Below are 21,794 nucleotides of genomic sequence, written 5' to 3'. Positions count from 1 at the left end.
CCGTCCCACCGCATCCGAGGAACCGAACGCCGATGAGCCCCGCCGAAGGCGACCGTGAACCCCAGCGCATTCTGATCGTCGACGACGAACCGGCGGTGCGCGAAGCACTCCAGCGCAGCCTCGCCTTCGAGGGGTACGGCACCGAGGTCGCCGTCGACGGCGCGGACGCGCTGGAGAAGGCGACCGCCTACCAGCCCGACCTGGTCGTCCTGGACATCCAGATGCCCCGGATGGACGGCCTGACGGCGGCCCGCCGGATGCGCGGCGCCGGCACGACCACGCCGATCCTGATGCTCACCGCCCGCGACACCGTCGGCGACCGGGTCACCGGACTCGACGCGGGCGCCGACGACTACCTGGTCAAGCCCTTCGAACTGGACGAACTCTTCGCCCGCATCCGGGCGTTGCTGCGGCGCAGCTCGTACGCGGCCACCGCGCTCGGCGCCCCCGGGGACGACGCGCTCACGTTCGGCGACCTGCGCATGGACCTGGCGACCCGGGAGGTCACCCGGGGCGGGCGGCAGGTCGAGCTGACCCGCACGGAGTTCACGCTCCTGGAGATGTTCCTCGCCCACCCGCGCCAGGTCCTCACCCGCGAGCAGATCCTGAAGGCGGTCTGGGGCTTCGACTTCGAGCCGAGCTCCAACTCCCTGGACGTGTACGTCATGTACCTGCGGCGCAAGACCGAGGCGGGCGGCGAGCCGCGCCTCGTCCACACGGTGCGGGGCGTGGGGTACGTGCTCCGCTCGGGCGGCGCGGAGTGAGCGGAGCCCTGCGCCGTTTCCGGTCCCTGCCGATCCGGTCCCGGCTGGCCCTGCTGGTCGCGGCGGCGGTGGCGTTCGGGGTGGCGGCGGTTTCGGTGACGTGCTGGTTCATCGTGCGGGGGAAGCTCGACGAGCAGGTGAACGCCTCGCTCGACAACATCGACAACAACCTGCGCGGCACCGACGTGACGGCCCTGATCGCGAGCTGCACGGACACGTCCTCGGGCAGGCTGCGGACGCCGTACTACACGCAGCTGGTCACGGCGAGCGGCAAGACCTGCGTGTTCCCCGACTCCGCCGGCATCGTGAAGGCCACCGGCGAGGACGAGGCCGTGGCCGCGAACCCCGACCCGGACGTGCGCACCCTGCACGACAGCACCGACGCGGACGGCCGTGCCGTGCGGGTGGCGACCCTCCCGGTCATGGTCGGCCCCGGACCCGCGTCGCAGCCCTACCCGGGCGTCGCGCTGATGGTCGGCGTCTCGCTCGAGGACACCCAGAAGACCCTCAAGGACCTGGCCCTCGTCCTCCTCCTCGTCTCCGGCCTCGGAGTCGTGGGTGCCGGGGCCGCCGGACTGGCCGTCGCCCGCGCCGGCCTGCGTCCCGTCGACAAGCTCACTGAAGCCGTGGAGCACGTCGCGCGGACCGAGGACCTCGGCATCCGCATCCCCGTGGAGGAGGACGGCGAGGACGAGATCGCGCGGCTGTCCCGCTCGTTCAACTCGATGACCGCGTCGCTGGCGAACTCCCGCGAGGTGCAGCAGCAGCTGATCGCGGACGCCGGCCACGAGCTGCGCACGCCACTCACCTCGCTCCGTACGAACATCGAACTGCTCGCCCGCAGCGAGGAGACGGGCCGCGCGATCCCCCCGGCGGACCGCAAGGCGCTGCTCGCCTCCGTCACCGCGCAGATGACCGAACTGGCGGCGCTGATCGGTGACCTGCAGACGCTGTCGCGGACGGACTCGGGCCAGTCGGGGGACCGCGTCCAGGTGATCGCGTTGCAGGACACCGTGGACGCGGCACTGCGCCGCGCGAGGCTGCGCGGACCGGAGCTTACGATCTCGGCGGACCTCCACCCCTGGTTCGTCCGGGCGGAGCCGGCCGCGCTGGAGCGGGCGATCGTGAACGTGCTCGACAACGCGGTGAAGTTCAGCCCCGGGGGCGGCACCGTCGAGGTCGTCCTCGACGGGGGTGTCCTCACCGTCCGGGACCACGGCCCCGGCATCCCCGCCGACGAACTCCCGTACGTCTTCGACCGGTTCTGGCGCTCCCCGTCGGCCCGCGCGCTCCCGGGCTCGGGCCTCGGCCTGTCCATCGTGGCCCGCACGGTCCAGCGGTCCGGCGGCGAGGTCTCGCTGACGCCCGCGGAGGGCGGCGGCACCGTCGCGACCGTCCGGCTGCCCGGCGCGCCCACGCCCCCGCCGGAAGCGCCGTAGACCCCAACCGCCTCAGCGGGGAACTGCGTTGCCGTCGGATGCGTCTCTTTGGTACGAATGATCGGCCGAATACGTGTCTGATGAACGTGACTGTCAAAGGCTTTACGGGGGCTGGAATGACAGCTTGGGACATCGATCCCGTCGGCGTGCAGGCCACGCTGACGACGACCGGCGAGGCGGGCGGGGACCTGGAGAAGGCCGCCACCTCGCTGGTGACGAATATGGCGAGCGCGGCGTCCTCGGCGGGGACGGCCGTGCCCGGAGGGCAGTTCCACGGGCCGATGATCGGCCCGGTGCCGGCCGGCACACCGCGCGTACCGGTGGGTCCGGTCGCCGCCGCGCTGAGCCAGTACCTGGAGGAACGGCAGAAGAAGCTGGCGTTCATGGCGCAGCGGACCGCGAACTCGATGCGAGGCGCGGTGGAGGCGACCAACGCGTACAACAAGGGTGACCTGGACATGGCCGCCGACGCCCAGGCGGCGGCGCTCAAGGAACCGAAGATCGACCTTCCGGGCGCTCCCGCGGGCGGTGCCAAGTGAGCGACCAGACCGCACTGAACCCGGACGAGATACCGAAGTTCACCGGCAGCCTGGAGCAGTTGGAGAAGGACGTCTCCGCGCTGGGCAAGGACGCGACCCACCTGTGGGAGGCCGGATCCCACATCGACACCCGCTTCAAGGGGCTCTCCGCCCACTACGAGGCGCCCGAGGCGGACAAGCTGTTCGCCACCACCGCGCCGGTGGCCAAGGCGGGTGACGAACTGCGCACCGAGGTCGGCACGGTCGCCTCCGCGCTCTCCGCCTACGCGACGGAGATCCGTCCCCTCGTCGCCAAGTTCGAGAGCCTGCGCCACGACGCGGCCGCCTTCGCGAGCAGCATCGCGGACGACGACGACTGGCGCGAGGACGCCGACCTCGTCGACGAGAACAACGCCCGGCGCAACGAGGTCAACGCGGCCTGGGCGGCGTTCCAGGCCGCCGAGCGCACCTGCTACGGCAAGATCGTCGCCCTGATCGGCGGCGCCCCGCTCACCCTGAACGACGGGTCCAACAAGGAGGGCATGTACGGCTACCGGGCCGAGGACCTCAACAACGCCCAGGGCCTGCCCTGGGGCGACCCGGTCGAGGAGTCCACGCCCTGGTACCAGATCCACGAGCACCTGTGGGACTTCACCAAGGGCTTCTTCGTCGACGGCGTGTGGGGCACCATCAAGGGCCTCGGCACGCTCGTCGGCTTCGACGGGTGGGACGCGGCGGGCCAGGCCTGGACCGGTCTGGGCAAGCTGCTCACCGGCCTCGTCATCACCGGCATGCCCATCGTCGGCTCCGCCTACTGGCTGGCTCCCGACGACAAGCTGCCGTCGTGGCTGCGCGACTCCCGCACCGCGGTCGTGGAGACCGGCAAGGCCCTGATCGCCTACGACGAGTGGGGCAAGAACCCCTCGCGCGCGGCGGGCGCCGTCACCTTCAACGTCCTCACCACCGTCTTCACCGGCGGTACGGGCACCGCCGCGAAGACCGGCGCCATCGCCAAGGCCATCTCCTTCGCGGGCAAGGCCGGCCGCATCGTGGACCCGATGACGTACGTCGCCAAGGGCATCGGCGCCGGTGTCACCCGGCTCGGCGACGTGATGGCCAGCCTCAAGGCCGTCACCAACGGCACGTACATCAAGCTCGCCGACAGCACGTTCAAGATCACCGACCAGCCGCTCAAGACGGACGTCCTGCCCGCGGGCCTGACGCCCGAGAACACGGTCCGCATGGAGACCCCGAAGGGCGAGGTCGTCTACCTCGACACCAAGACGCTGGTCATGCACAACGCGGACGGCACCGTGCGGGAGTCCCTCGCGGACATCGCGCACGAGGGCACGGCCGGAGAGCGCGTCACCTCCGAGCACGCGGCGCCCGGCACGGGCGGGCGCGAACTCGCGGGCGTCGGCGCGCACACCGCGGACACGGCGGGCACCGTGGGCCGTGGCGGCGACCCCGTCGGCGGCACGGGCGGTCCCCGCGCCACCGGCGGCACCGGTGGCCACCTGCCGGGGGGCCACACCACCGAGACGCTGCCGCCCCGCGGACACGACAGCGGCGGCACGGGCGGACCGGGCGGCCTGGACGATCTCGACAACCTGGGCCACGGCGACGACGCCCTCGACGCCGGCCGGAACGCGGACGACGCCTCCGGTCCCACCGGCGGCGACCACACCCCCGGCGAGCCCGGGGGCGGGCGCCCGGCGGAGACCGGACCACGCGAGATCATGCGGCGCCACGTCGACCTCGCCAACAACGACCCGGCCTGGTTCAAGGAGCACTACCGGTCCAACGGCTACCGCAGGTTCGCGGAACAGGAGGTGTTCGGCCAGCGGCTGCCGGCCCTGGTGCCCGACCCCGCCCATCCCGGCAAGTGGATCGCCAAGAGCGACCTGCCGCCCGCCACTCCGGCGAAGTACCTCGACCCCAACCCCACGGTCGGTTCGCGCGTCGACGTCCCGTCCGGCACACTGCGCCGGCTCGACGAGTGGGCGCACACGCGCCAGCAGGCCATCACGGCCGACAACGCCGCCGAGGCGCACCTCAAGCACGCCGAGGAGGCGTACAAGGCGCACTCCTCACCGGAGTTGGCGGCCGCCCGGGACGCGGCCGAGGCCGCGCACTCGCCGCTGCACGGCGACATGCTGAAGCAGAGCGAGCTGTTCGGCGAGAACGTCGCGGAGACGCACGCGATACCCGAGCACTACCCGAACGCGACCCGCGTGGACGACGGGGCGTTCGGCAACAACCGCTTCGACCAGGTCTACCGGACGTCCGACGGCAAGTACGTCGTCGTCGAGGCCAAGGGCTCGACCAGGGCCGGCCTCGGCGAGCGGACGAGCCACCTGGGCAACCGGGTGCAGCAGGGGACGCGGGAGTACTTCGAAACCATCCTGGCGGAAATGAAGAAGCGGTCCCTGAAAACGCACGACGCGGCGGAGAAGGCCCTGGCCAAGAACCTGGAGAAGGCCCTCAGCGAGGGCAAAGTAGACTACGTGGTCGTCAAGGCGGACGCCGCGCCGGGCGGCAAGTACGCCGGCTATGAAATGAAGCAGTTCGACATCAGCGAACCCAGGAGCCAGTGATGCCCGAGCGCGTCCTTCGCGAAGACATGCCGCCTTCTGGGGATCCGACGGATTTCATCGCCAGCGTAGACCGCGACACGCTCGAAGCCATTGATGATCTCTCCGGCGCTCCGGAGATGTTCGGGCTGACCTTCAGCAGCACCCTGAGCACCGCGGCGCTCCACTGCCTCCACGACCCCACCGCCAACACCTCCGAGACCTGGGAGGCCTGGGTCGCCGCGATGCAGGTCGGCTCCGCCCTGTTCGCGGCGGCCACCACCGACGCCGACTCCGTCGAGTGCTTCATCGCGCACAAGACGCGGACGATCCCCGCCACCGGCCCGAAGCACTTCACCAACGCGGGCGTCTGGATCACGGCGTTCTGGCTGGCGGTCATCTGCCGTGACCAGGACCGGATGACGCAGCTCTCCGACGTGCCGGTCGACGTGCTGCGGGCGTCCGGCGCGGTCTACGACGACTACATCTACGACTGGGTCGACGCGCTGCAGACGTACTGGACGGAACGGCCCGGGCTCGGCGAGAAGTTCTCCGCCGCCTTCCGCGGGACGGATCCGGACGGACTCCGGGTCGCCGACCGCGAGCTGATGCTGAAGATCCTCTACCCTCCGCTCAACCTGTTCCTGCAGTTCCTCAAGCGGGACGCGGAGCAGTTCAACGCCGGGCTCGTCCAGGCGCTGCAACTGCACAAGGAGTACTGGACGAAGGACGAGGACCGGAAGCTGTCCACGGACGGTGCCGTGGCCCTCGGCCCGCTGGCCGTCGCCTGCCTCGCCCTCGATGTCGGCATGCCGATCGAGGTCGAGTCCGAGTACCTCCCGAAGCATCTGCTGCAGCGCAGCTGGCTCGGCGAGTTCCCCACCTGAGAAACACCTGGCGGAGGCGCCGGACCCGACCGGCGGGTCCGGCGCCTGCGCGGCCGACGGCGTGGAAGAGCACGGAGGACGCGGCCGAAGGTGCCGACCGGGGGGCCCGCGATGTGCGGGCCCCCCGGTGCTACCGCTACTTGACGACCGTGATCCGGTCCGCCGCCGGCACCGGGTACGGGGCCGCGGCCGAGGAATTGGCCGTCAGGTACGCCTCGAGCGCCGCCAGGTCGTCGCCGCCGACCCGCACGTTGCCGCCCTTGCCGAGCTCGGTGAAGCCGTCGCCGCCGCCCGCGAGGAAGGAGTTCATCGCGACGCGGTAGGTGGCGGCCGGGTCGACCGGCGCGCCGTTCAGCTCGACGGAGTCCGCCACCAGGCGGGCGGCGCCGGACCTGGTCGTGTCCAGGGTGTAGGTCAGGCCCCTGGAGACCTGGAGGATCTTCGGGGCGCTCTCGTTCGCCCCGCTGACCTGCTGCTGGAGACCGGTGATCAGCTGGGCGCCGGTGAGGTCGACCAGGTTGACGGTGTTGGCGAACGGCTGGACCGTGTACGCCTCTCCGTACGTCACCACGCCGTCGCCCTCACCCGCGCTCGACGCGTAGGTGAGCCCGGCCCGGATGCCGCCCGGGTTCATCAGCGCGACGTCGGCCTCGGGGTCGACGGACTTGGCGTAGGCGAGCTGCGCGTCCGCGATCAGGTCGCCGAGCGGGGACTCCGTGCCGGAGTTGGGGATCTCGCCGGCGATGTAACCGATCGGGCGGGAGGCGACCGGGGCGGCCAGGGTCTTCCACTTGGTGATCAGGCCGGTCAGATCGGCGGCCTTGGCCACGTCACGGGTGACCACGTGGTTCGCGGACTTCACCGCCGTACGCGCGATGTCACCCGTCCAGCGGTCGTAGGTCAGCGTGGTGTCCGTGTAGAGGCGGCCGAAGGACGCGGCCGAGGTGACCATGCGCGGGTTGCCCGCCGGGTCGGGGATCGTGCAGGCGTAGGCCTGGTGGGTGTGGCCGGTGACCAGCGCGTCCACGGCCGGGGTGACGTTCTTCGCGATGTCGGCGATCGGCCCGGAGATGCCGTCGCCGGCGCCGGGGCTGTCGCAGTCGTAGTTGTACGCCGTCGAGGTGGGCACGCCGCCCTCGTGGATCAGCGCGACGATCGACTTCACGCCCTGCTTCCTGAGCACCTTGGCGTACTTGTTGATCGTCTCGACCTCGTCGCCGAACTTCAGGCCCTTGACGCCCTCGGCGGACACGATGTTCGGGGTGCCCTCCAGGGTCACGCCGATGAAGCCGACCTTGACGCCGTTCTTCTTCCAGACCCAGTAGGGCTTGAGGAGCGGCCTGCCGGTCTTCTCCCTGGTGACGTTCGCCGCCAGGTAGGGGAAGTCGGCGCCCTCGAACTCCTGACTGTCGTCGTAACAGCCGTCCTTCGGGTGGCAGCCGCCGTTCTGGAGGCGGGCCAGTTCCGCGGCGCCCTCGTCGAACTCGTGGTTGCCGACGCTCGTCACGTCGAGGTCGAGCTTGTTCAGCGCGTCGATCGTGGGTTCGTCGTGGAAGAGACCGGAGATCAGCGGCGAGGCGCCGACCATGTCGCCCGCGGCGGCCGTGATCGAGTACTTGTTGCCCTTGCGGGCGTCCCGCAGGTGGGTGGCGAGGTACTCGACACCGCCCGCGTCGATGGTCTTGGTGGTGCCGTCCGCGTTCAGGTGCGTGACCCGGCCGGAGGAGCCGGTCGGCGGCTCCAGGTTGCCGTGCAGGTCGTTGAAGGACAGCAGCTGCACGTCCTGGTAACGGCCGCTGCCGTGGTGGTGGCGGGCGGTCGCGGTGTCCTGGCCGGCGCTCGCGGGCAGCGCGGCGGCCAGCGCACCGACGGTGGCGAGGCCTGCGGCGGCGGCGAGCATGCGGCGAGTACTTCTGTGCCGGGGCGTCGGCAGCATGGGTTCCCCCTGTGGGAGCGTGGTACGTCTGTGGCTTGGGCGCAGCCTAGGATCAACGCGCGTAGCGCAACAGGGGGGTTCGGGTTACGGACTGGTTGCCATCGCTTCTCGGTTGCCCGGATCGTCCTCCGCGCGGCGGGTCTCCCGAGCCGGTGGGCGGCCCGGCGGCGCCACGAACGGATCAGCCGCGCCCGGCTCCTTGTCCGGATATCCTCGCGCCGTACCCTCGTATCCATGACCAGCGACGACACCGCACCCGCAGCCTTCTCCCGCTCCATCGAGACCTGCGCGGAGCTCTCCCCCGACCAGGCCCGGGGCGTGCTCGACCTGCTCGCCGAGGCCGCGAAGACCGACGGTCAGCAGGCGGTGTCCGAGCAGGGGCGGCTGCGGCTGAGCGGCGGCGAGCGCGAGGGCGTGAAGCATCTGCTGCTGACGGTGGGCGACACGCTCGTCGGATACGCGCAGTTGGAGGACACCGACCCCGTGGAGGCACCGGCGGCGGAACTGGTCGTGCACCCGTCGCACCGCGGGCGCGGGCACGGGCGCGCGCTGGGTACGGCGCTGCTGGCCGCCTCCGGCAAGCGGCTGCGGGTGTGGGCGCACGGCGCGCACTCGGCCGCCCGGCACCTCGCGCAGGTGCTCGGACTGTCCCTCTTCCGTGAACTGCGCCAGATGCGGCGGCCGTTGACCGGCCTCGACCTGCCCGAGCCGGTGCTGCCCGACGGGGTCACCGTCCGCACCTTCGTGCCGGGCCGGGACGACACGGCCTGGCTCGCGGCGAACGCCGAGGCCTTCGCGCACCACCCCGAGCAGGGCTCCCTCACCCAGCGGGACCTGGACGACCGGACGGCGCAGCCGTGGTTCGACCCGGCAGGGTTCTTCCTCGCCTTCCGCGACGGTGAACTCGCCGGCTTCCACTGGACGAAGGCGCACGCCGAGGAGCGCCTCGGCGAGGTGTACGTCGTCGGGGTGCGCCCCGGCGCGCAGGGCGGCGGCCTCGGCAGGGCCCTGACGACGATCGGACTCCGCCACCTGGCCGCACAGGGCCTGCCGACCGCCATGCTGTACGTCGACGCGGACAACAAGGCGGCGGTGACCGTGTACGAGCGGCTCGGCTTCACGACCTACGAGACGGACCTGATGTACCGCACGGAGTCCTGACCCCGGCCCGGCGAGGAGGGTCACCCCCAACCGGGGCAGCCAGGACTGACTACCTCGCCGGGGCGGCCCGCCGGCGGCCGAACCCGGCCCGCCCGCGCCGGGGTTCCCGCACACAGGTCACCCAGGCGACGGCCCCGGCGGCGAGGAGCAGCGCCCACTGGTGGTGGGCCGCGCTCCAGCGGTCGTCGGCCACCGAGACGAACGGGCTCCACCGGCGCGGTACCAGCAGGGGCGCGGCGATCGCCGTCACCAGGACCGCGACGGCCGCCGCTGTACCGGGCCCGGCCTCGTCCGAGAGGCGTATCCCCGCCGCGGCCGCGGCCAGCGCGAGGACGACGACGGCGGCCGCCTCCAGGCTGACGGCGCCCACCGGCGGGCGCCCCGCGTCCGGCACGAGGGCGAGGGCCGCCGCCCACCAGGCCGCGGCGAGCGGTGCGACGAGCGCGACGCGCAGGCCGGTGCGCAGCGGGCGCCGCGCCGGGACGGCGGCCGTGGTGTGCCGGGCGGGGTCGTCGAGGAGGAACACCAGCCCGAGGGCGCAGGCGAGCATCGCGGCCCGCAGCAGCGTCAGGGACAGCCGCTCGTCGGGCGGCCCGGAGAGCATCCGGGGCACGCCCGCGAGCAGCAGCCCCACTCCCCCGCCCGCCGCCAGTGACCGCCACGGCAGGGTCCGCGACACTGGCCGGACCAGGGCCCGGATCATGCCCCGCACTCGTCGGCTCCCTTGGGCGCCGGCACGTCCAGCAGCTCCGCCGCCCGTGCCGTGGTGGTCTTCGGGGAGACCAGCTCCGCCCAGTGCGCCTTCACCTTGGCGGTGATGCCGTAGCGCGGCTTCCCGAGCAGCTCGCGGACCACGTCGGCCTGCTGGGCGGTCATGCCGAGCGGGTTCGTCGGGGTGAGCGCGATGCCCGAGCCGCTGGTGCGGTCGTCGAGGCGGACGCGCCGGAACGCGGCCATCGGGTCGGACTCGGCGCCCAGCGCGAGCCACATGACCGTCACCACGCGGGCGTCGCAGGCGTCGCCCATGGCGTTCTCGTCGCCCGCCACCAGGACCGAGGCGACGGCGACGGCGAACTCGGGTACCCGGGTGCCGCCCCAGCGCGTGCCGACGGTGACCCGGCCGGGCGTGCGGGACGGCTCCAGCGCGGTGTCGGCGTCCAGGCCGTACCGGGCGTCGAGGCGCTGCCGTACGGTCAGCCGGGTGCCGGCCGCGCCGCCGCCCGCGAGGGACCGCACGCGTTTCACGACCTCGGCCCACTCGGCCGTCCGGCCGGTCCACTCGGGGTAGGCGCAGTACGCGTCCCGGCCGTGGGTGCGGCAGGACTGCACCTTCTCCGGGCTGACGGACGCCTTCTCCCGGGCCGCGATCAGCCCGGCGGGCTCGCCGGACGACTGTCCGGCCACCCCGGCGCCGGTGGCGGCGAGCGCGACGACCGTCACTACGGCGACCAGCCGGGTGCGGCCGCCGGCGGCGAGGACCGCCGCGCAGGCCAGGGCCGCGGCGAGGCCCGCCAGGTACAGGGCGTGCCAGGCGGCCGGGCGGCCCAGCAGGTCGGACGGGAGCGGTTCGGTGCCGGAGTCGGTGACGGCCGGCCACAGCCAGCGCAGCCAGGTGGCGTCGCTCAGACCGGCGGACAGGAGGGTGGCGAGGACCAGTCCGCCGACCACGAGCAGCGGGGCGGCGAACGCGGAGGGGGCCAGGCGGGCGAGCAGCACGCCGAGGACGCCCGCCAGCAGGACCGTCAGCGGGCCCACGGCCAGCTCGGCGGGCGAGCCGTGACCGACCGCGCCGGGCTTCAGCGCCGTGCAGGTGAAGTCGAGGGCGACCACCAGCGCGGTGACCGCGGCGACGGGGACGACGGACAGCGCGTGGGCCGCCGTACGCCGCCACGGCTCCACGAGCAGTACGCCGAAGCTGTGCTCGGTGCCGCGCCGGCGGGAGCGCAGGACGGCGCGGTTGGCGCAGACGAGGACGCCGACGGCGAGGAGCACGGGCCTGTCCTGCGTGGCCCGGTCGGCGTCCTGGAGGGCCGGGAAGTCGTCCATGGGCTCGCGGCCGGACCACAACTGCCAGCAGGTGTAGGCGAGGTAGAGGACGAGCATGGCGAACACCGGTATCTGGAGGAACAGTTCGCGTGCCTCGAACCGGGCCAGCGCGAGCACCGCCGCGGTGCGGGGGTGCCGGCCGTCCCGGGTGGTGGGCGCGGTCCCCGCGGGGGCCGTCTCCGTGACGGTGGCGCTCATGCCGCGACCTCCGCCGGTTCGCCGTCGAGCGTGAGCAAGTAGCCGTCCTCCAGGCTCGGTTCGAGCAGGTCCGCGCCGGGCGGCGGGTCGCCGACGTTGCGGAAGGTGCCGGTGCCCGTACGCCAGCCGGCCTTCGCGTGCGGGGCGCGTTCCGCGCTGCTCCACACCCGGCCCGCCGCGCGTGCGGCCAGTTCGGCGGGGGTGCCCTCGAAGAGGATCCGGCCGCGGGCCATGACGATCACCCGGTGGCAGAGCATCGCCACGTCCTCGGTCTGGTGGGTGGACAGCAGGACCGTCCGCCCCTCCCCCGCCCCGGCGATCAGTTCCCGGAAACGCATGCGCTGTTCGGGGTCGAGGCCGACGGTCGGCTCGTCCAGGACGAGGAAACCGGGGTCGCCGACGAGCGCGGCGGCCAGCGCGACCCGCTGCCGCATCCCGCCGGAGAGCTTCTTGATGCGCCGGGCGCGGACGTCGGACAGGTCGACGGCGTCGAGCACCCGCCGCACCTCGGCGTGCCGGGCGGCGCGGTCCGTCAGTTCCTTCAGGATCGCCACGTAGTCGACGAACTCGAAGGCGGTGAAGTCGGGGTGGAAGCCGGGGGTCTGCGGCAGGTAGCCGAGCGCCCGCCGCGCGTCCTGCCGGCCGGCCGTCGTGCGCGGGTCGTGGCCGAGCACCGTGAAGGAGCCGCGGTCGGCGGGCAGGGCGGTGGCGAGCACCCGCAACAGGGTGGTCTTGCCGGCGCCGTTGGGCCCGAGGAGTCCGGTGACGCCGTCCCCGAGCCGCAGCGACACGTCGTCGAGGGCGGGGGTGCTGCCGTAGCGCACGGTCAGCCCGGCGGCCGACACGGTGGGGGCGGCCCCCGGGGAGGCCGGGAAGGCGGAGGTCATGCGGCGCTCCTGTGGGTCGGGGTGGAGAGGGTGGACGAGTCGAAACGGTCGCGGACGGCGTACAGCAGTCCGGTGGCGAGCAGGGCGACGCCCGCGGCGACGCCCTGGCCGGCCGCGGTGAACGGCGCGAGGACGCCCTCGGTCCTGTGGTCGGCCACCAGCAGCAGCCCGACCCACGCCCCGCCGGTCAGGACGGGCGCGGCGACCGGCCCGAGCCGGGGGGTCAGCGAGAGGGCGAGGGCGGTGAGGGCGAGTGCGGGCAGCAGCCAGGCGACCGCGCGCAGTCCGTACGAGGGCAGCGCGAGCGTGGCCAGGCCGTTGAGCCCGGTCCCGGTGGCCAGCACGGCGACGGTGCGGATCATCAACAGCCGGAATCCGTGGGTCGGGGCGACGACGGTCATCTCGTACGTCGGGTCGAGGGCGGGCCCGTACGACAGCGCGACCCCGGCGAGCGGGAGCAGCGGCGCGAGGGCGAGGAACAGGGTGGGCGACTGCGCGGTGCGCAGCGCGGTCGCCGCCGCGAGGGTCGTCATCAGGACGGCGACGACGGCGACGAGCCAGGCGCGCCGCAGCACGGGGGTGGCGGCGAGCAGCCGTGCCGTGTGGTCGGCGACGCCGGCCCGCACCAGCAGGGATTCCAGGAGTCCGGGCCGCGGGGCGTCGAGTTCGGCGTCCAGGCGGGCCCATCCCGCGTCCAGCGCGGCCGGTCCGACGGCCTCGCCGAGGGCCTCCCGGCATCGCGCGCAGGCGGCGAGGTGGGCGTCGGCGGACCACAGCCGGGGCGCCGTCAGCTCACCTCGGGCGTAGGCCCGCAGGTCCTCCTCCGGCACGTGCCAGGTGGTGTCGTGTCCGCTCATGCCAGCGCCTCCCTCAGCTGCTTGCGGGCGCGTGAGGCCCGTGTCTTGACCGTGCCGGGCGGGATGCCGAGCAGGACGGCCGCCTCCCGGGTCGTGAGTCCGTCGACGACGGTGGCCTGGAGGACCGCCCGCAGTTCGGGCGAGAGCCGGGTCAGCGCGCCGGCCAGGTCGCCGTGCTCGACGCCCGCCAGCACCCGCTCCTCGGCGGAGGCCTCGTCCCGGTGCCGCAGCCGGGCCAGTGCCTGCCGCAGCCGCCCGCGCGCTCCGTCGCCGCGCAGGGTGTCGCTCAGCCGGCGTGAGCCGATGCGCCACAGCCAGCCGGCCGGGTCCCCCTCCTCGCGGTAGCGGGCGGTGCCGCGCCACACGGCGAGGAACGTCTCCTGCACGACGTCGTCGACCACCGCGGCGTCGGCGCAGCGGCCGCGCAGCCGCGCGGTCAGCCACGGCGCGAACCGCCGGTACAGCTCCTCGAAGGCGCGGCGGTCCGCGTCCGCCGCGATGGCCCGCAGCAGCTCCCCGTCGCTTCTCGTATCCCTCACGCCCCATCATCGGACGAGCCCCCCGGATCGGTTCACGACGGATGCGAGGAGTTCTGCCGGGCCTGCCCGCGCACCTCGGGACGCCGTCCGACGTCCGGTCCGCGCACGTGGGGACGTCGCCCCCGCCGGTCGCGCTTGACACCGGGCGCACCCTTGCACCACCCTTTCACTACTCAATTAGTGAAAGGGTGGTTGTCCCCAGTGGTCGAGTACCGCATCGACCGGCGCAGCGGCGTCGCCACCTACATGCAGATCGTCCAGCAGACCAAGCAGGCCCTGCGCCTCGGCCTGCTCGAACCGGGCGACCGGCTCCCCACGGCCCGCGAGGTCGTCGAGGCCACGGCGATCAACCCGAACACCGTCCTCAAGGCCTACCGCGAGCTGGAGCGCGAGGGTCTGGTCGAGGCCCGCCGGGGCCTGGGCACCTTCGTCCGGCGCTCGCTGGGCGCCGCCCCGGCCGACTCGCCGCTGCGAGCCGAGCTGGAGGACTGGGCGGGCCGGGCCCGCGCGGCGGGCCTGGACCGGGAGGACGTGGCGGCGCTCTTCACTTCCGTACTCGAGCAGTTCACGAACACCGAGGAACAACAGCACATGAGCACCGAGGGGGACCCGAGATGACCGACACCGCCATCGAGGCGGCCGGACTGGGCAAGCGGTTCGGGCGCCGGGGAGGGTGGGCCCTGCGGGAGTGCGCGCTGCGGCTGCCCGCCGGACGCGTCTGCGCCGTCGTCGGCCCGAACGGCGCCGGCAAGTCGACCCTGCTCGCCCTCGCGGCCGGCGTGCTAGGGCCGACCGAGGGCACGCTGACGGTGCTCGGCACGAGCCCCGCGGAGGCCCGCGGACGCATCGCGTACGTCGCCCAGCACAAGCCGCTGTACCCGCAGCTCACGGTCGACGAGACACTGCGCCTGGGCCGCGAGCTGAACCCGGGCCGCTGGGACGCCTCGGTCGCCGAGCGGATCACCGCGGCCGGCGACCTCGACCCGAAGGCCCGCATCCGCTCCCTCTCCGGCGGCCAGCGCACCCGGGTCGCGCTCGCCCTCGCACTGGGCAAGCGGCCCGAACTCCTGCTCCTGGACGAGCCGATGGCCGACCTCGATCCGCTGGCCCGCCACGAGCTGATGGGCGTCCTGCTCGCGGAGTCCGCCGAGCGGGGCACCGGCGTGGTCATGTCCTCGCACGTGGTCGCCGAACTGGAGCACTCCTGCGACCACCTGGTCCTGCTCGGCGGCGGCCGGGTACGGCTGGCGGGCGACCTGGACGACCTCGTGGCCGCGCACATCCTCACCACCGGCCCGGACCGCGACCTCGCCCCGCACACCGTGATCGAGTCCCGCACCACCGGACGGCAGCTGACCGCCCTCGTCCGCCCGCGGGGCCCGCTCACCGACGGCGGCGAGACCAGCGTCCCCTCCCTGGAGGAACTGCTGCTCGCGCACCTGCGCAGCCCCGAGGCGCCCGACCTGCTCCTCGGCCCCTTCCACCACACCACAGACCGGGAGCCCGCCGCATGACCGCGCTCACCACCGCCGGGACCCCCGCCGCCCCGCGTCCCGCGGCCCTCCGCTTCGGCACGGCGCGCGCCGTGCTGCGCCTGCACCGGGCCGCCCTGTACGGGTGGGCGGCCCTGGTCACCGCCGCCGCCGCGCTGATGCTGTGGGCGTACGCCGCGCTCGCCGGACCCGCGGTCGCCGCGTACCGGCGCCTCCAGGCCTGCGACTACACCTGCGCGTACGACCAGGGCGCGTACCTCTCCTTCAAGGACGTCTCCCTGTACGCGCACTGCACCGTCACGTTCCTGCCGCTGCTCGTCGCGGCCTGGGCGGGTGCCGTGCTGACCGCCCGGGACCTGGAGAGCGGCACGGCGCAGCTCGCCTGGACCCAGTCGGTCACCCCGGCCCGCTGGCTGACCGCGGTGCTCACCGTCCCGGCCCTGCTCGTCACCGCGGGAACCACGCTCCTGGTCCTGCTGCACCACCTGATGTGGGACGCGGGACGCGGCGGCAACGGCCTGGCCTGGCACGACCTCCTGGTCTTCCAGGCCAACGGCCCGACCACGGTCGCGCTCGCCCTGTTCGCCCTGGCCGCGGGTGCCCTCACCGGTCTGCTGCTGCGCCGCTCCCTGGCCGCCCTCGCCGTCACCACCGCGGCCACCGGCGCCCTGTGGTGGGCGCTCAACGGATACCGCGCCTGGTTCTGGCCGCCCGTCACGCGGACCACCTCCCTGGAGCAGGGCCCCTGGTACGGCGGCCTCGCCACCGGCCGCGGCGTCCTCGACTCCGCCGGTGCCCGGCTGCCCCTGCCGCGCTGCACCTCGGCCTGGAACCCCGCCCGGGCCTGCGCGGACACCTTCGAGCGGCTGGACGTCACCGGCTACTACAGCGACGTCCAGCCCGCCTCGCACTACTGGCTCCTCCAGCTCACGGCGACCGGCGCCGCCCTCGCCCTCACCGGGCTCGCGGCTTTCGCCGCCTTCCGGGTGCTGAAGCGGCGCACGGAGGGCACGGGCGCCCTCAAGACGGAGGCCGCCCAATGAGCGCGTCCACGGTCCGGGGCACCGTCCGGGGCCTGCCCTGGACCGTGCTGCGGCTGCACCGCCCCGCGCTGTGGTGCTGGCTGGGGCTGGTCACCGTGGTCTCCGCGGCGATGCTGTGGGCCCGCGGACCCGGCTTCGACAGCGCCCTCGCGAGGGACCGCACCGCCTGCCCCGCCGCGACGGACCTGTGCGACGACGTCTCCGGACCCTGGCTCGACCCGTACCACGCCGTCATGGCGGTCAGCACCCTCACGGTCGGCTATCTGCCGCTGCTGGTCGCCGTGTGGGCCGGCGCCACGCTGACCGCCCGGGACCTGGAGAGCGGCACCGCGCAGCTCGCCTGGACCCAGTCGGTCACCCCGGCCCGCTGGCTGACCGCGGTGCTCGCCGTCCCGGCCCTGCTCGTCACCGCGGGAACCACGCTCCTGGTCCTGCTGCACCGGACGATGTGGAGCGGCGGCGGGGAACTGCGCTGGCTCGGGGTCTTCTGGTACGACGCCGAAGCCTTCCAAGCCAACGGAACCGTGACGGTCGCCCACGCCCTGTGCGGCCTGGCCGTCGGCGCCCTCGCGGGCCTGCTGCTGCGCCGCTCGCTGCCCGCCCTGGCCGCCGCCCTCGCCGCCCTGCTCGTCGTGTACGTCCTCGGCAACGCCTACCGCCCGGGCCTGTGGCCCACCGACACCCTCACCGGCCGGGGCGCCCTCGACCCGCCTGCGGGCGTCCAGACCCTCGAACACGGCGTGATCACCACGGACGGCACCCGCATCGGCAACAACACCGCCTGCACGCGGTACGGCGGCCCGGCCGAGATCAAGCGCTGCATGACGAGCAGCCGGATCGGCGACTTCCGGGTCACCTACCACCCCCCGTCCCATTTCTGGCCGCTCCAGCTCGTGGAGTCCGGGATCGTCCTCGCGCTCACCGCCCTGGCGGTGGCCGCGGCCCACGCGGTGCTCAGGCGCCGGACGGCCTGAGCCCTCCCGCCCGTACGTCCCGTACGTCCCGTACGGGGAGCGGACCGGGGCTCGCGGGCCCCCACCGCACCTGTTCCCGTCCGTGAAGACGTCCGGGAGCCGCCCCCCGATATCCCGCACGTCATGTCGCCGTAACCATCGATTCAGACAGACTTGCGACCCTCACCGAATGAACCCCTCCGTGCCCGAGCACTCGCCTCCCCCGGAGAACGGGAAGGCCCGGGGGAGCAGCCGTTTCGCGCTCACGCTCCCGCCCGCCCGCTCCGACGCGCCCGTTCCGCCCCCGGCGCGGAAGAATGGGTCCATGAACCAGCCCAGCGCCAAGGCACAGGTCCAGCACCCGCAGCCCTCCGTCGGCTCCATCGCCGCCCACCGGCCGCACACCGTCGCGGCCAACGTCTCGGACCTCGAACCGGACCTCGACGCCGATCTCGACGTCTACGAGGACACCGTGCAGGACGGCATCCAGCTGCCGCAGGGCCGGTTCCTGGACCGGGAGCGCAGTTGGCTGGCGTTCAACGAGCGGGTCCTCGAACTCGCCGAGGACCCGAACACGCCGCTGCTGGAACGCGCGAACTTCCTGGCGATCTTCGCCAGCAACCTCGACGAGTTCTTCATGGTCCGGGTGGCCGGCCTCAAGCGCCGGATCGCCACCGGCGTCGCCACCCGCTCCGCCTCCGGCCTCCAGCCCCGCGAGGTGTTGGAGATGATCTGGGCCCGCTCGCGCGAGCTCATGGCCCGGCACGCGGCCTGCTACCAGGAGGACGTGGCCCCCGCGCTGGCCGAGGAGGGCATCCACCTGGTCCGTTGGAGCGAGCTGAGCGAGAAGGAGCAGGCCCGCCTCTTCACGCTGTTCCGCCACCAGATCTTCCCGGTCCTGACCCCCCTCGCGGTCGACCCGGCACACCCCTTCCCGTACATCTCGGGCCTCTCCCTGAACCTCGCGGTGATCGTGCGCAACCCCGTCAGCGGGCATCGCCACTTCGCCCGCGTCAAGGTCCCGCCGCTGCTCTCCCGCTTCCTGGAGGCCTCCCCGGACCGCTACGTCCCCATCGAGGACGTCATAGCCGCGCACCTGGAAGAGCTCTTCCCGGGCATGGAGGTCCTGGAGCACCACACGTTCCGCCTCACCCGCAACGAGGACCTGGAGGTCGAGGAGGACGACACCGAGAACCTCCTCCAGGCCCTGGAGAAGGAGCTGATGCGGCGCCGCTTCGGACCGGCGGTGCGCCTGGAGGTCGAGGAGTCCATCGACCGGTACGTGCTCGACCTCCTGCTCCGGGAGCTGAAGATCAGCGAGGCGGAGGTGTACCCGCTGCCCGGCCCCCTGGACCTCACCGGCCTCTTCGGCATCAGCCACCTGGACCGGCCCGAGCTGAAGTACCAGAAGTTCATCGCGGGCACCCACCGCGACCTCGCGGAGGTCGAGTCGGCGTCCGCGCCCGACATCTTCGCCGCCCTGCGCGAGCGCGACGTCCTCCTGCACCACCCGTACGACTCCTTCTCCACCTCCGTCCAGGCCTTCCTGGAGCAGGCGGCGGGTGACCCGGACGTGCTGGCGATCAAGCAGACCCTGTACCGGACGTCGGGCGACTCGCCGATCGTGGACGCGCTGATAGACGCGGCCGAGTCCGGCAAGCAGGTCCTCGTCCTGGTGGAGATCAAGGCCCGCTTCGACGAGCAGGCCAACATCAAGTGGGCCCGCAAGCTGGAGGAGTCGGGCTGCCACGTGGTCTACGGGCTCGTCGGGCTGAAGACCCACTGCAAGCTGTCGCTGGTGGTCCGGCAGGAGGGCGACACGCTCCGGCGCTACTCCCACGTCGGCACCGGCAACTACCACCCGAAGACGGCCCGCCTGTACGAGGACCTCGGGCTGCTGACCGCGGACCCGCAGGTCGGCGCGGACCTCTCGGACCTCTTCAACCGCCTTTCGGGCTACTCCCGCCGCGAGACCTACCGCCGGCTCCTCGTCGCCCCCAAGTCCCTGCGCGACGGCCTGATCTCGCGGATCAACAAGGAGGTCCAGCACCACAACGCCGGACGTCCCGCCCACATCCGCATCAAGGTCAACTCGATGGTGGACGAGGCGCTCATCGACGCCCTGTACCGCGCGTCGCAGGCCGGAGTCCCGGTCGACGTGTGGGTCCGCGGCATCTGCGCCGTCCGCCCGGGTGTCCCCGGACTGTCCGAGAACATCCGGGTCCGCTCCATACTCGGCCGCTTCCTCGAACACTCCCGGGTCTTCGGCTTCGGCAACGGCGGCGAACCCGAGGTGTGGATCGGCAGCGCCGACATGATGCACCGCAACCTCGACCGCCGGATCGAGGCACTGGTCCGGGTCACCGACCCGGCCCACCGGGCGTCCCTGAACCGGCTGCTTGAGACCGGCATGTCCGACACGACCTCCTCCTGGCACCTGGGCCCCGACGGCGAATGGACCCGGCACGCGACCGACGCGGACGGCCAGCCCCTGCGCAACGTCCAGGAGATGCTCATAGACGCCCGGAGGCGCCGGCGTGGCACAGCGACACCTTGACCCCGCAGGGCCCGCCACCGGGCCCTCCGCACGCCCGGCCCCCGCGGGCGGGGACCTCGACGAGCTGCGGGGCGCCCCCACCGGGGAGGCCCTCGCGGGCTATCTGCGGGCCCAGGCCACGGAGTTCCTGCGCTCGCTGCGCCAGCACCGGGAGGCCGGCGGCGACGGCGGTCCCGCGGCGCGGGCGCGGCCGAAGGGCGCGGAGAACGGCTCCCACGACTCCGTCGACGCGGCGCGCGCCCTGCGCCGCTCGGCCCGCCGCATCAGCGGCACCCTGCACACCTTCCGGCCGCTGCTCGACGCCGAGTGGTCCGAGTCCATGCGCCCCGAACTGGCCTGGCTGTCCGGCACCCTGGCCCACGAGCACGCGTACGCGGCCCGGCTGGAGCGCCTGCTGCTGGCCCTGCACCGCCTCTCGGGCTCGGCGGCCTTCCCGGCGCCGGCCCACTCCGCCAGGCCGGCCACCGCCGCCGTGGCGGGCCGGCTCGCGGGAGGCCCGGAGGGTGCCGCCGGACCGGTCGTCCCGAGCCCCGGCGTCCCGGAGCGCGGCCACCTCACCGTGGGCGCCGCGAAGGCGGGCGCGCTGCTGGAACGCCAGCTGACCCTCGCCCGGACGAGGGCCCACTCGGCGGCCCTCCAGGCGCTCGGTTCGAGCCGCTTCCACGCGGTCGCCGACCACGTCGCCGTCCTCGCCAGCGAGGTCCCGCTGACACCCTCGGCGGCCACCGCCGACCTGCGCCGCCCGGCCGCCGCCGCCGAGGAGCGGCTGTGCGACGCGGTCACGGCGCTGCCCCTGATCACCGCGGGCCACCCCTACAACGCCGAGGCCCTCGTGCACGGCCTCTCCGCCGACACCGCGCCCCAGCCGCAGGACGCCCCCTGGCACCAGGTGCGCCTGCTGCTGCGGCTGCACCGCTACGCCCGTGAGGTCCTGTACGGCGCGCAGGGCCCGGTGGACGTCCGCCTGCTGAACGCGGGCCGGGCCCTGAACCAGCACCGGGACGCGGCGGAGGCGGCCGCGGCCGCGGCGACGGCGGCCCGCACCCCGCGCATCGCCCCGGCGACGGCCTACGCCCTCGGGGTGCTCCACGCCGACCAGCGGCACGAGGTGGAGGCGGCCCGGTTCGCGTTCCAGCAGTCCTGGCAGAAGGCCGCGGTGAGCACCGCCTGACCGCGGGGACCGAGCCGCGCACGGCCGCACCGGCCGCGGCGGGCGGGAGGAGGCCGAACACCCCATGACCGACACCACGATCCGGGCGGCGGGCTGCGTCCTGTGGCGCCGCGCGCCCGGCACCGGCGAACTGCGGCTCTGCCTGGTCCACCGGCCGAAGTACGACGACTGGTCCCACCCGAAGGGCAAGCTGAAGCCGGGCGAGGACCCCCTGGCCGGCGCGCTGCGCGAGGTCGGGGAGGAGACGGGGTACGCCGCCGAGCCGGGCGCCGTGCTGCCCGTCCAGCACTACGTGGTCGACGACCGCCCCAAGGAGGTCCGCTACTGGGCCGCCGAGGCGACACGGGGCGGCTTCACGCCGAACCGCGAGGTCGACCGGATCCTGTGGCTGCCCCCGGCCGCGGCCCGCGACCACCTCACCCGGCCGCGCGACCGCGACCTGGTCGACGCCCTGCTCGCCGCCCTGCGCCTGCCCTAGGGCCACCCGGCCGCCCCGCGTACGGCACGCACCCGCAGGCATTCGGAGGTGTCCGAGGCCGTCGGCGTGCGTGGAAACCCGCACGACGCCGTCCGGATGCCTACTGTTACCAGGGCGACCGTTGTCACCCGAGTTGTCCGAAACCGGCCCGTGTCCTCGACGTAAGCGTTCCGTGACCTCACCACACCGCCCTCAGGGGTTCACCCCCCGTTCACTCACGCCAGTCGGCGGCTTCACCTGTTCTGCCTAATTTCGGCCTTACCCGGTGCGGAACGCCTTTCTGGATGTGGCGCC

Annotated in this window: 19 protein-coding genes; 13 read left to right on the top strand and 6 right to left on the bottom strand. The window is 73.5% G+C overall.

Features of this window, described 5'->3' with window-relative positions:
• The first annotated feature begins 32 nt into the window (after window positions 1-32).
• The 5 genes from AC0ZLC_RS25750 (at window position 33) to AC0ZLC_RS25730 (ending at window position 6,181) form a co-directional block, all read left to right on the top strand.
• Window positions 33-764 (top strand): response regulator transcription factor, encoded by a 732-nt coding sequence (locus AC0ZLC_RS25750; protein WP_476754340.1) that lies wholly within the window; start codon window positions 33-35, stop codon window positions 762-764.
• Window positions 761-2,203, top strand: a complete 1,443-nt coding sequence (locus AC0ZLC_RS25745; RefSeq protein WP_476754339.1) for a HAMP domain-containing sensor histidine kinase — start codon at window positions 761-763, stop codon at window positions 2,201-2,203. Before AC0ZLC_RS25750 ends, AC0ZLC_RS25745 begins: the two co-directional genes overlap by 4 nt.
• A 116-nt stretch (window positions 2,204-2,319) precedes the next feature.
• Complete coding sequence (locus AC0ZLC_RS25740; RefSeq protein ID WP_476754338.1) at window positions 2,320-2,742, top strand: DUF6507 family protein; 423 nt, start codon at window positions 2,320-2,322, stop codon at window positions 2,740-2,742.
• Window positions 2,739-5,318, top strand: coding sequence for a hypothetical protein (locus AC0ZLC_RS25735; RefSeq protein WP_476754337.1), 2,580 nt, complete (start codon window positions 2,739-2,741; stop codon window positions 5,316-5,318). Before AC0ZLC_RS25740 ends, AC0ZLC_RS25735 begins: the two co-directional genes overlap by 4 nt.
• 116 nt (window positions 5,319-5,434) lie before the next feature.
• Window positions 5,435-6,181, top strand: a complete 747-nt coding sequence (locus AC0ZLC_RS25730) for an immunity 49 family protein (RefSeq protein ID WP_476754336.1) — start codon at window positions 5,435-5,437, stop codon at window positions 6,179-6,181.
• A 136-nt stretch (window positions 6,182-6,317) separates the two neighbouring features.
• On the opposite strand, the gene AC0ZLC_RS25725 is transcribed toward AC0ZLC_RS25730, so the two are convergent.
• Window positions 6,318-8,117: a bifunctional metallophosphatase/5'-nucleotidase gene (locus tag AC0ZLC_RS25725; protein WP_476754335.1), complete on the bottom strand. Its 1,800-nt coding sequence runs from the start codon at window positions 8,115-8,117 to the stop codon at window positions 6,318-6,320.
• Between the two features lie 234 nt (window positions 8,118-8,351).
• On the opposite strand from AC0ZLC_RS25725, the gene mshD reads away from it, so the two are divergent.
• A complete protein-coding gene (gene mshD / locus AC0ZLC_RS25720; protein WP_476754334.1) occupies window positions 8,352-9,278 on the top strand; it encodes a mycothiol synthase in 927 nt (308 codons plus the stop codon).
• A 49-nt stretch (window positions 9,279-9,327) separates the two neighbouring features.
• Here mshD and AC0ZLC_RS25715 read toward each other — a convergent pair whose 3' ends face one another.
• The 5 genes from AC0ZLC_RS25715 to AC0ZLC_RS25695 are packed head-to-tail and all read right to left on the bottom strand — an operon-like array spanning window position 9,328 to window position 13,805.
• Window positions 9,328-9,981 carry an ABC transporter gene (locus AC0ZLC_RS25715; protein WP_476754419.1) on the bottom strand — a complete coding sequence of 218 codons (654 nt, stop codon included), beginning with the start codon at window positions 9,979-9,981 and terminating at the stop codon, window positions 9,328-9,330.
• Window positions 9,978-11,522: an ABC transporter permease gene (locus AC0ZLC_RS25710; protein ID WP_476754333.1), complete on the bottom strand. Its 1,545-nt coding sequence runs from the start codon at window positions 11,520-11,522 to the stop codon at window positions 9,978-9,980. Before AC0ZLC_RS25710 ends, AC0ZLC_RS25715 begins: the two co-directional genes overlap by 4 nt.
• A complete protein-coding gene (locus AC0ZLC_RS25705) occupies window positions 11,519-12,409 on the bottom strand; it encodes an ABC transporter ATP-binding protein (protein WP_476754332.1) in 891 nt (296 codons plus the stop codon). The genes AC0ZLC_RS25710 and AC0ZLC_RS25705 overlap by 4 nt, the downstream gene beginning before the upstream one ends.
• On the bottom strand, window positions 12,406-13,266 hold the full coding sequence (locus AC0ZLC_RS25700; RefSeq protein ID WP_476754331.1) for a cupin domain-containing protein: 861 nt from the start codon (window positions 13,264-13,266) through the stop codon (window positions 12,406-12,408). The genes AC0ZLC_RS25705 and AC0ZLC_RS25700 overlap by 4 nt, the downstream gene beginning before the upstream one ends.
• Window positions 13,263-13,805: an RNA polymerase sigma factor gene (locus AC0ZLC_RS25695; protein ID WP_476754330.1), complete on the bottom strand. Its 543-nt coding sequence runs from the start codon at window positions 13,803-13,805 to the stop codon at window positions 13,263-13,265. The genes AC0ZLC_RS25700 and AC0ZLC_RS25695 overlap by 4 nt, the downstream gene beginning before the upstream one ends.
• Before the next feature lie 201 nt (window positions 13,806-14,006).
• On the opposite strand from AC0ZLC_RS25695, the gene AC0ZLC_RS25690 reads away from it, so the two are divergent.
• From AC0ZLC_RS25690 to AC0ZLC_RS25660, 7 genes are all read left to right on the top strand, one after another.
• On the top strand, window positions 14,007-14,423 hold the full coding sequence (locus AC0ZLC_RS25690) for a GntR family transcriptional regulator (protein ID WP_476754329.1): 417 nt from the start codon (window positions 14,007-14,009) through the stop codon (window positions 14,421-14,423).
• Window positions 14,420-15,319 carry an ABC transporter ATP-binding protein gene (locus AC0ZLC_RS25685; protein ID WP_476754328.1) on the top strand — a complete coding sequence of 300 codons (900 nt, stop codon included), beginning with the start codon at window positions 14,420-14,422 and terminating at the stop codon, window positions 15,317-15,319. The genes AC0ZLC_RS25690 and AC0ZLC_RS25685 overlap by 4 nt, the downstream gene beginning before the upstream one ends.
• Window positions 15,316-16,341 carry an ABC transporter permease gene (locus tag AC0ZLC_RS25680; protein ID WP_476754327.1) on the top strand — a complete coding sequence of 342 codons (1,026 nt, stop codon included), beginning with the start codon at window positions 15,316-15,318 and terminating at the stop codon, window positions 16,339-16,341. The genes AC0ZLC_RS25685 and AC0ZLC_RS25680 overlap by 4 nt, the downstream gene beginning before the upstream one ends.
• Entirely contained in the window at window positions 16,338-17,315 is a 978-nt protein-coding gene (locus AC0ZLC_RS25675) for a hypothetical protein (RefSeq protein ID WP_476754326.1), read from the top strand. The genes AC0ZLC_RS25680 and AC0ZLC_RS25675 overlap by 4 nt, the downstream gene beginning before the upstream one ends.
• A gap of 169 nt (window positions 17,316-17,484) precedes the next feature.
• Entirely contained in the window at window positions 17,485-19,851 is a 2,367-nt protein-coding gene (locus tag AC0ZLC_RS25670) for an RNA degradosome polyphosphate kinase (RefSeq protein ID WP_476754325.1), read from the top strand.
• Window positions 19,832-21,022, top strand: coding sequence for a CHAD domain-containing protein (locus AC0ZLC_RS25665; RefSeq protein ID WP_476754324.1), 1,191 nt, complete (start codon window positions 19,832-19,834; stop codon window positions 21,020-21,022). The genes AC0ZLC_RS25670 and AC0ZLC_RS25665 overlap by 20 nt, the downstream gene beginning before the upstream one ends.
• Window positions 21,023-21,086: 64 nt before the next feature.
• Window positions 21,087-21,500 (top strand): NUDIX hydrolase, encoded by a 414-nt coding sequence (locus AC0ZLC_RS25660; RefSeq protein WP_476754323.1) that lies wholly within the window; start codon window positions 21,087-21,089, stop codon window positions 21,498-21,500.
• Window positions 21,501-21,794: the final 294 nt, after the last annotated feature.

This window comes from Streptomyces sp. GLSS-08, from assembly GCF_056387915.1.
Note: the sequence above shows the minus strand (reverse complement) of the source record. Positions and strands in the feature narration are given on the sequence as shown.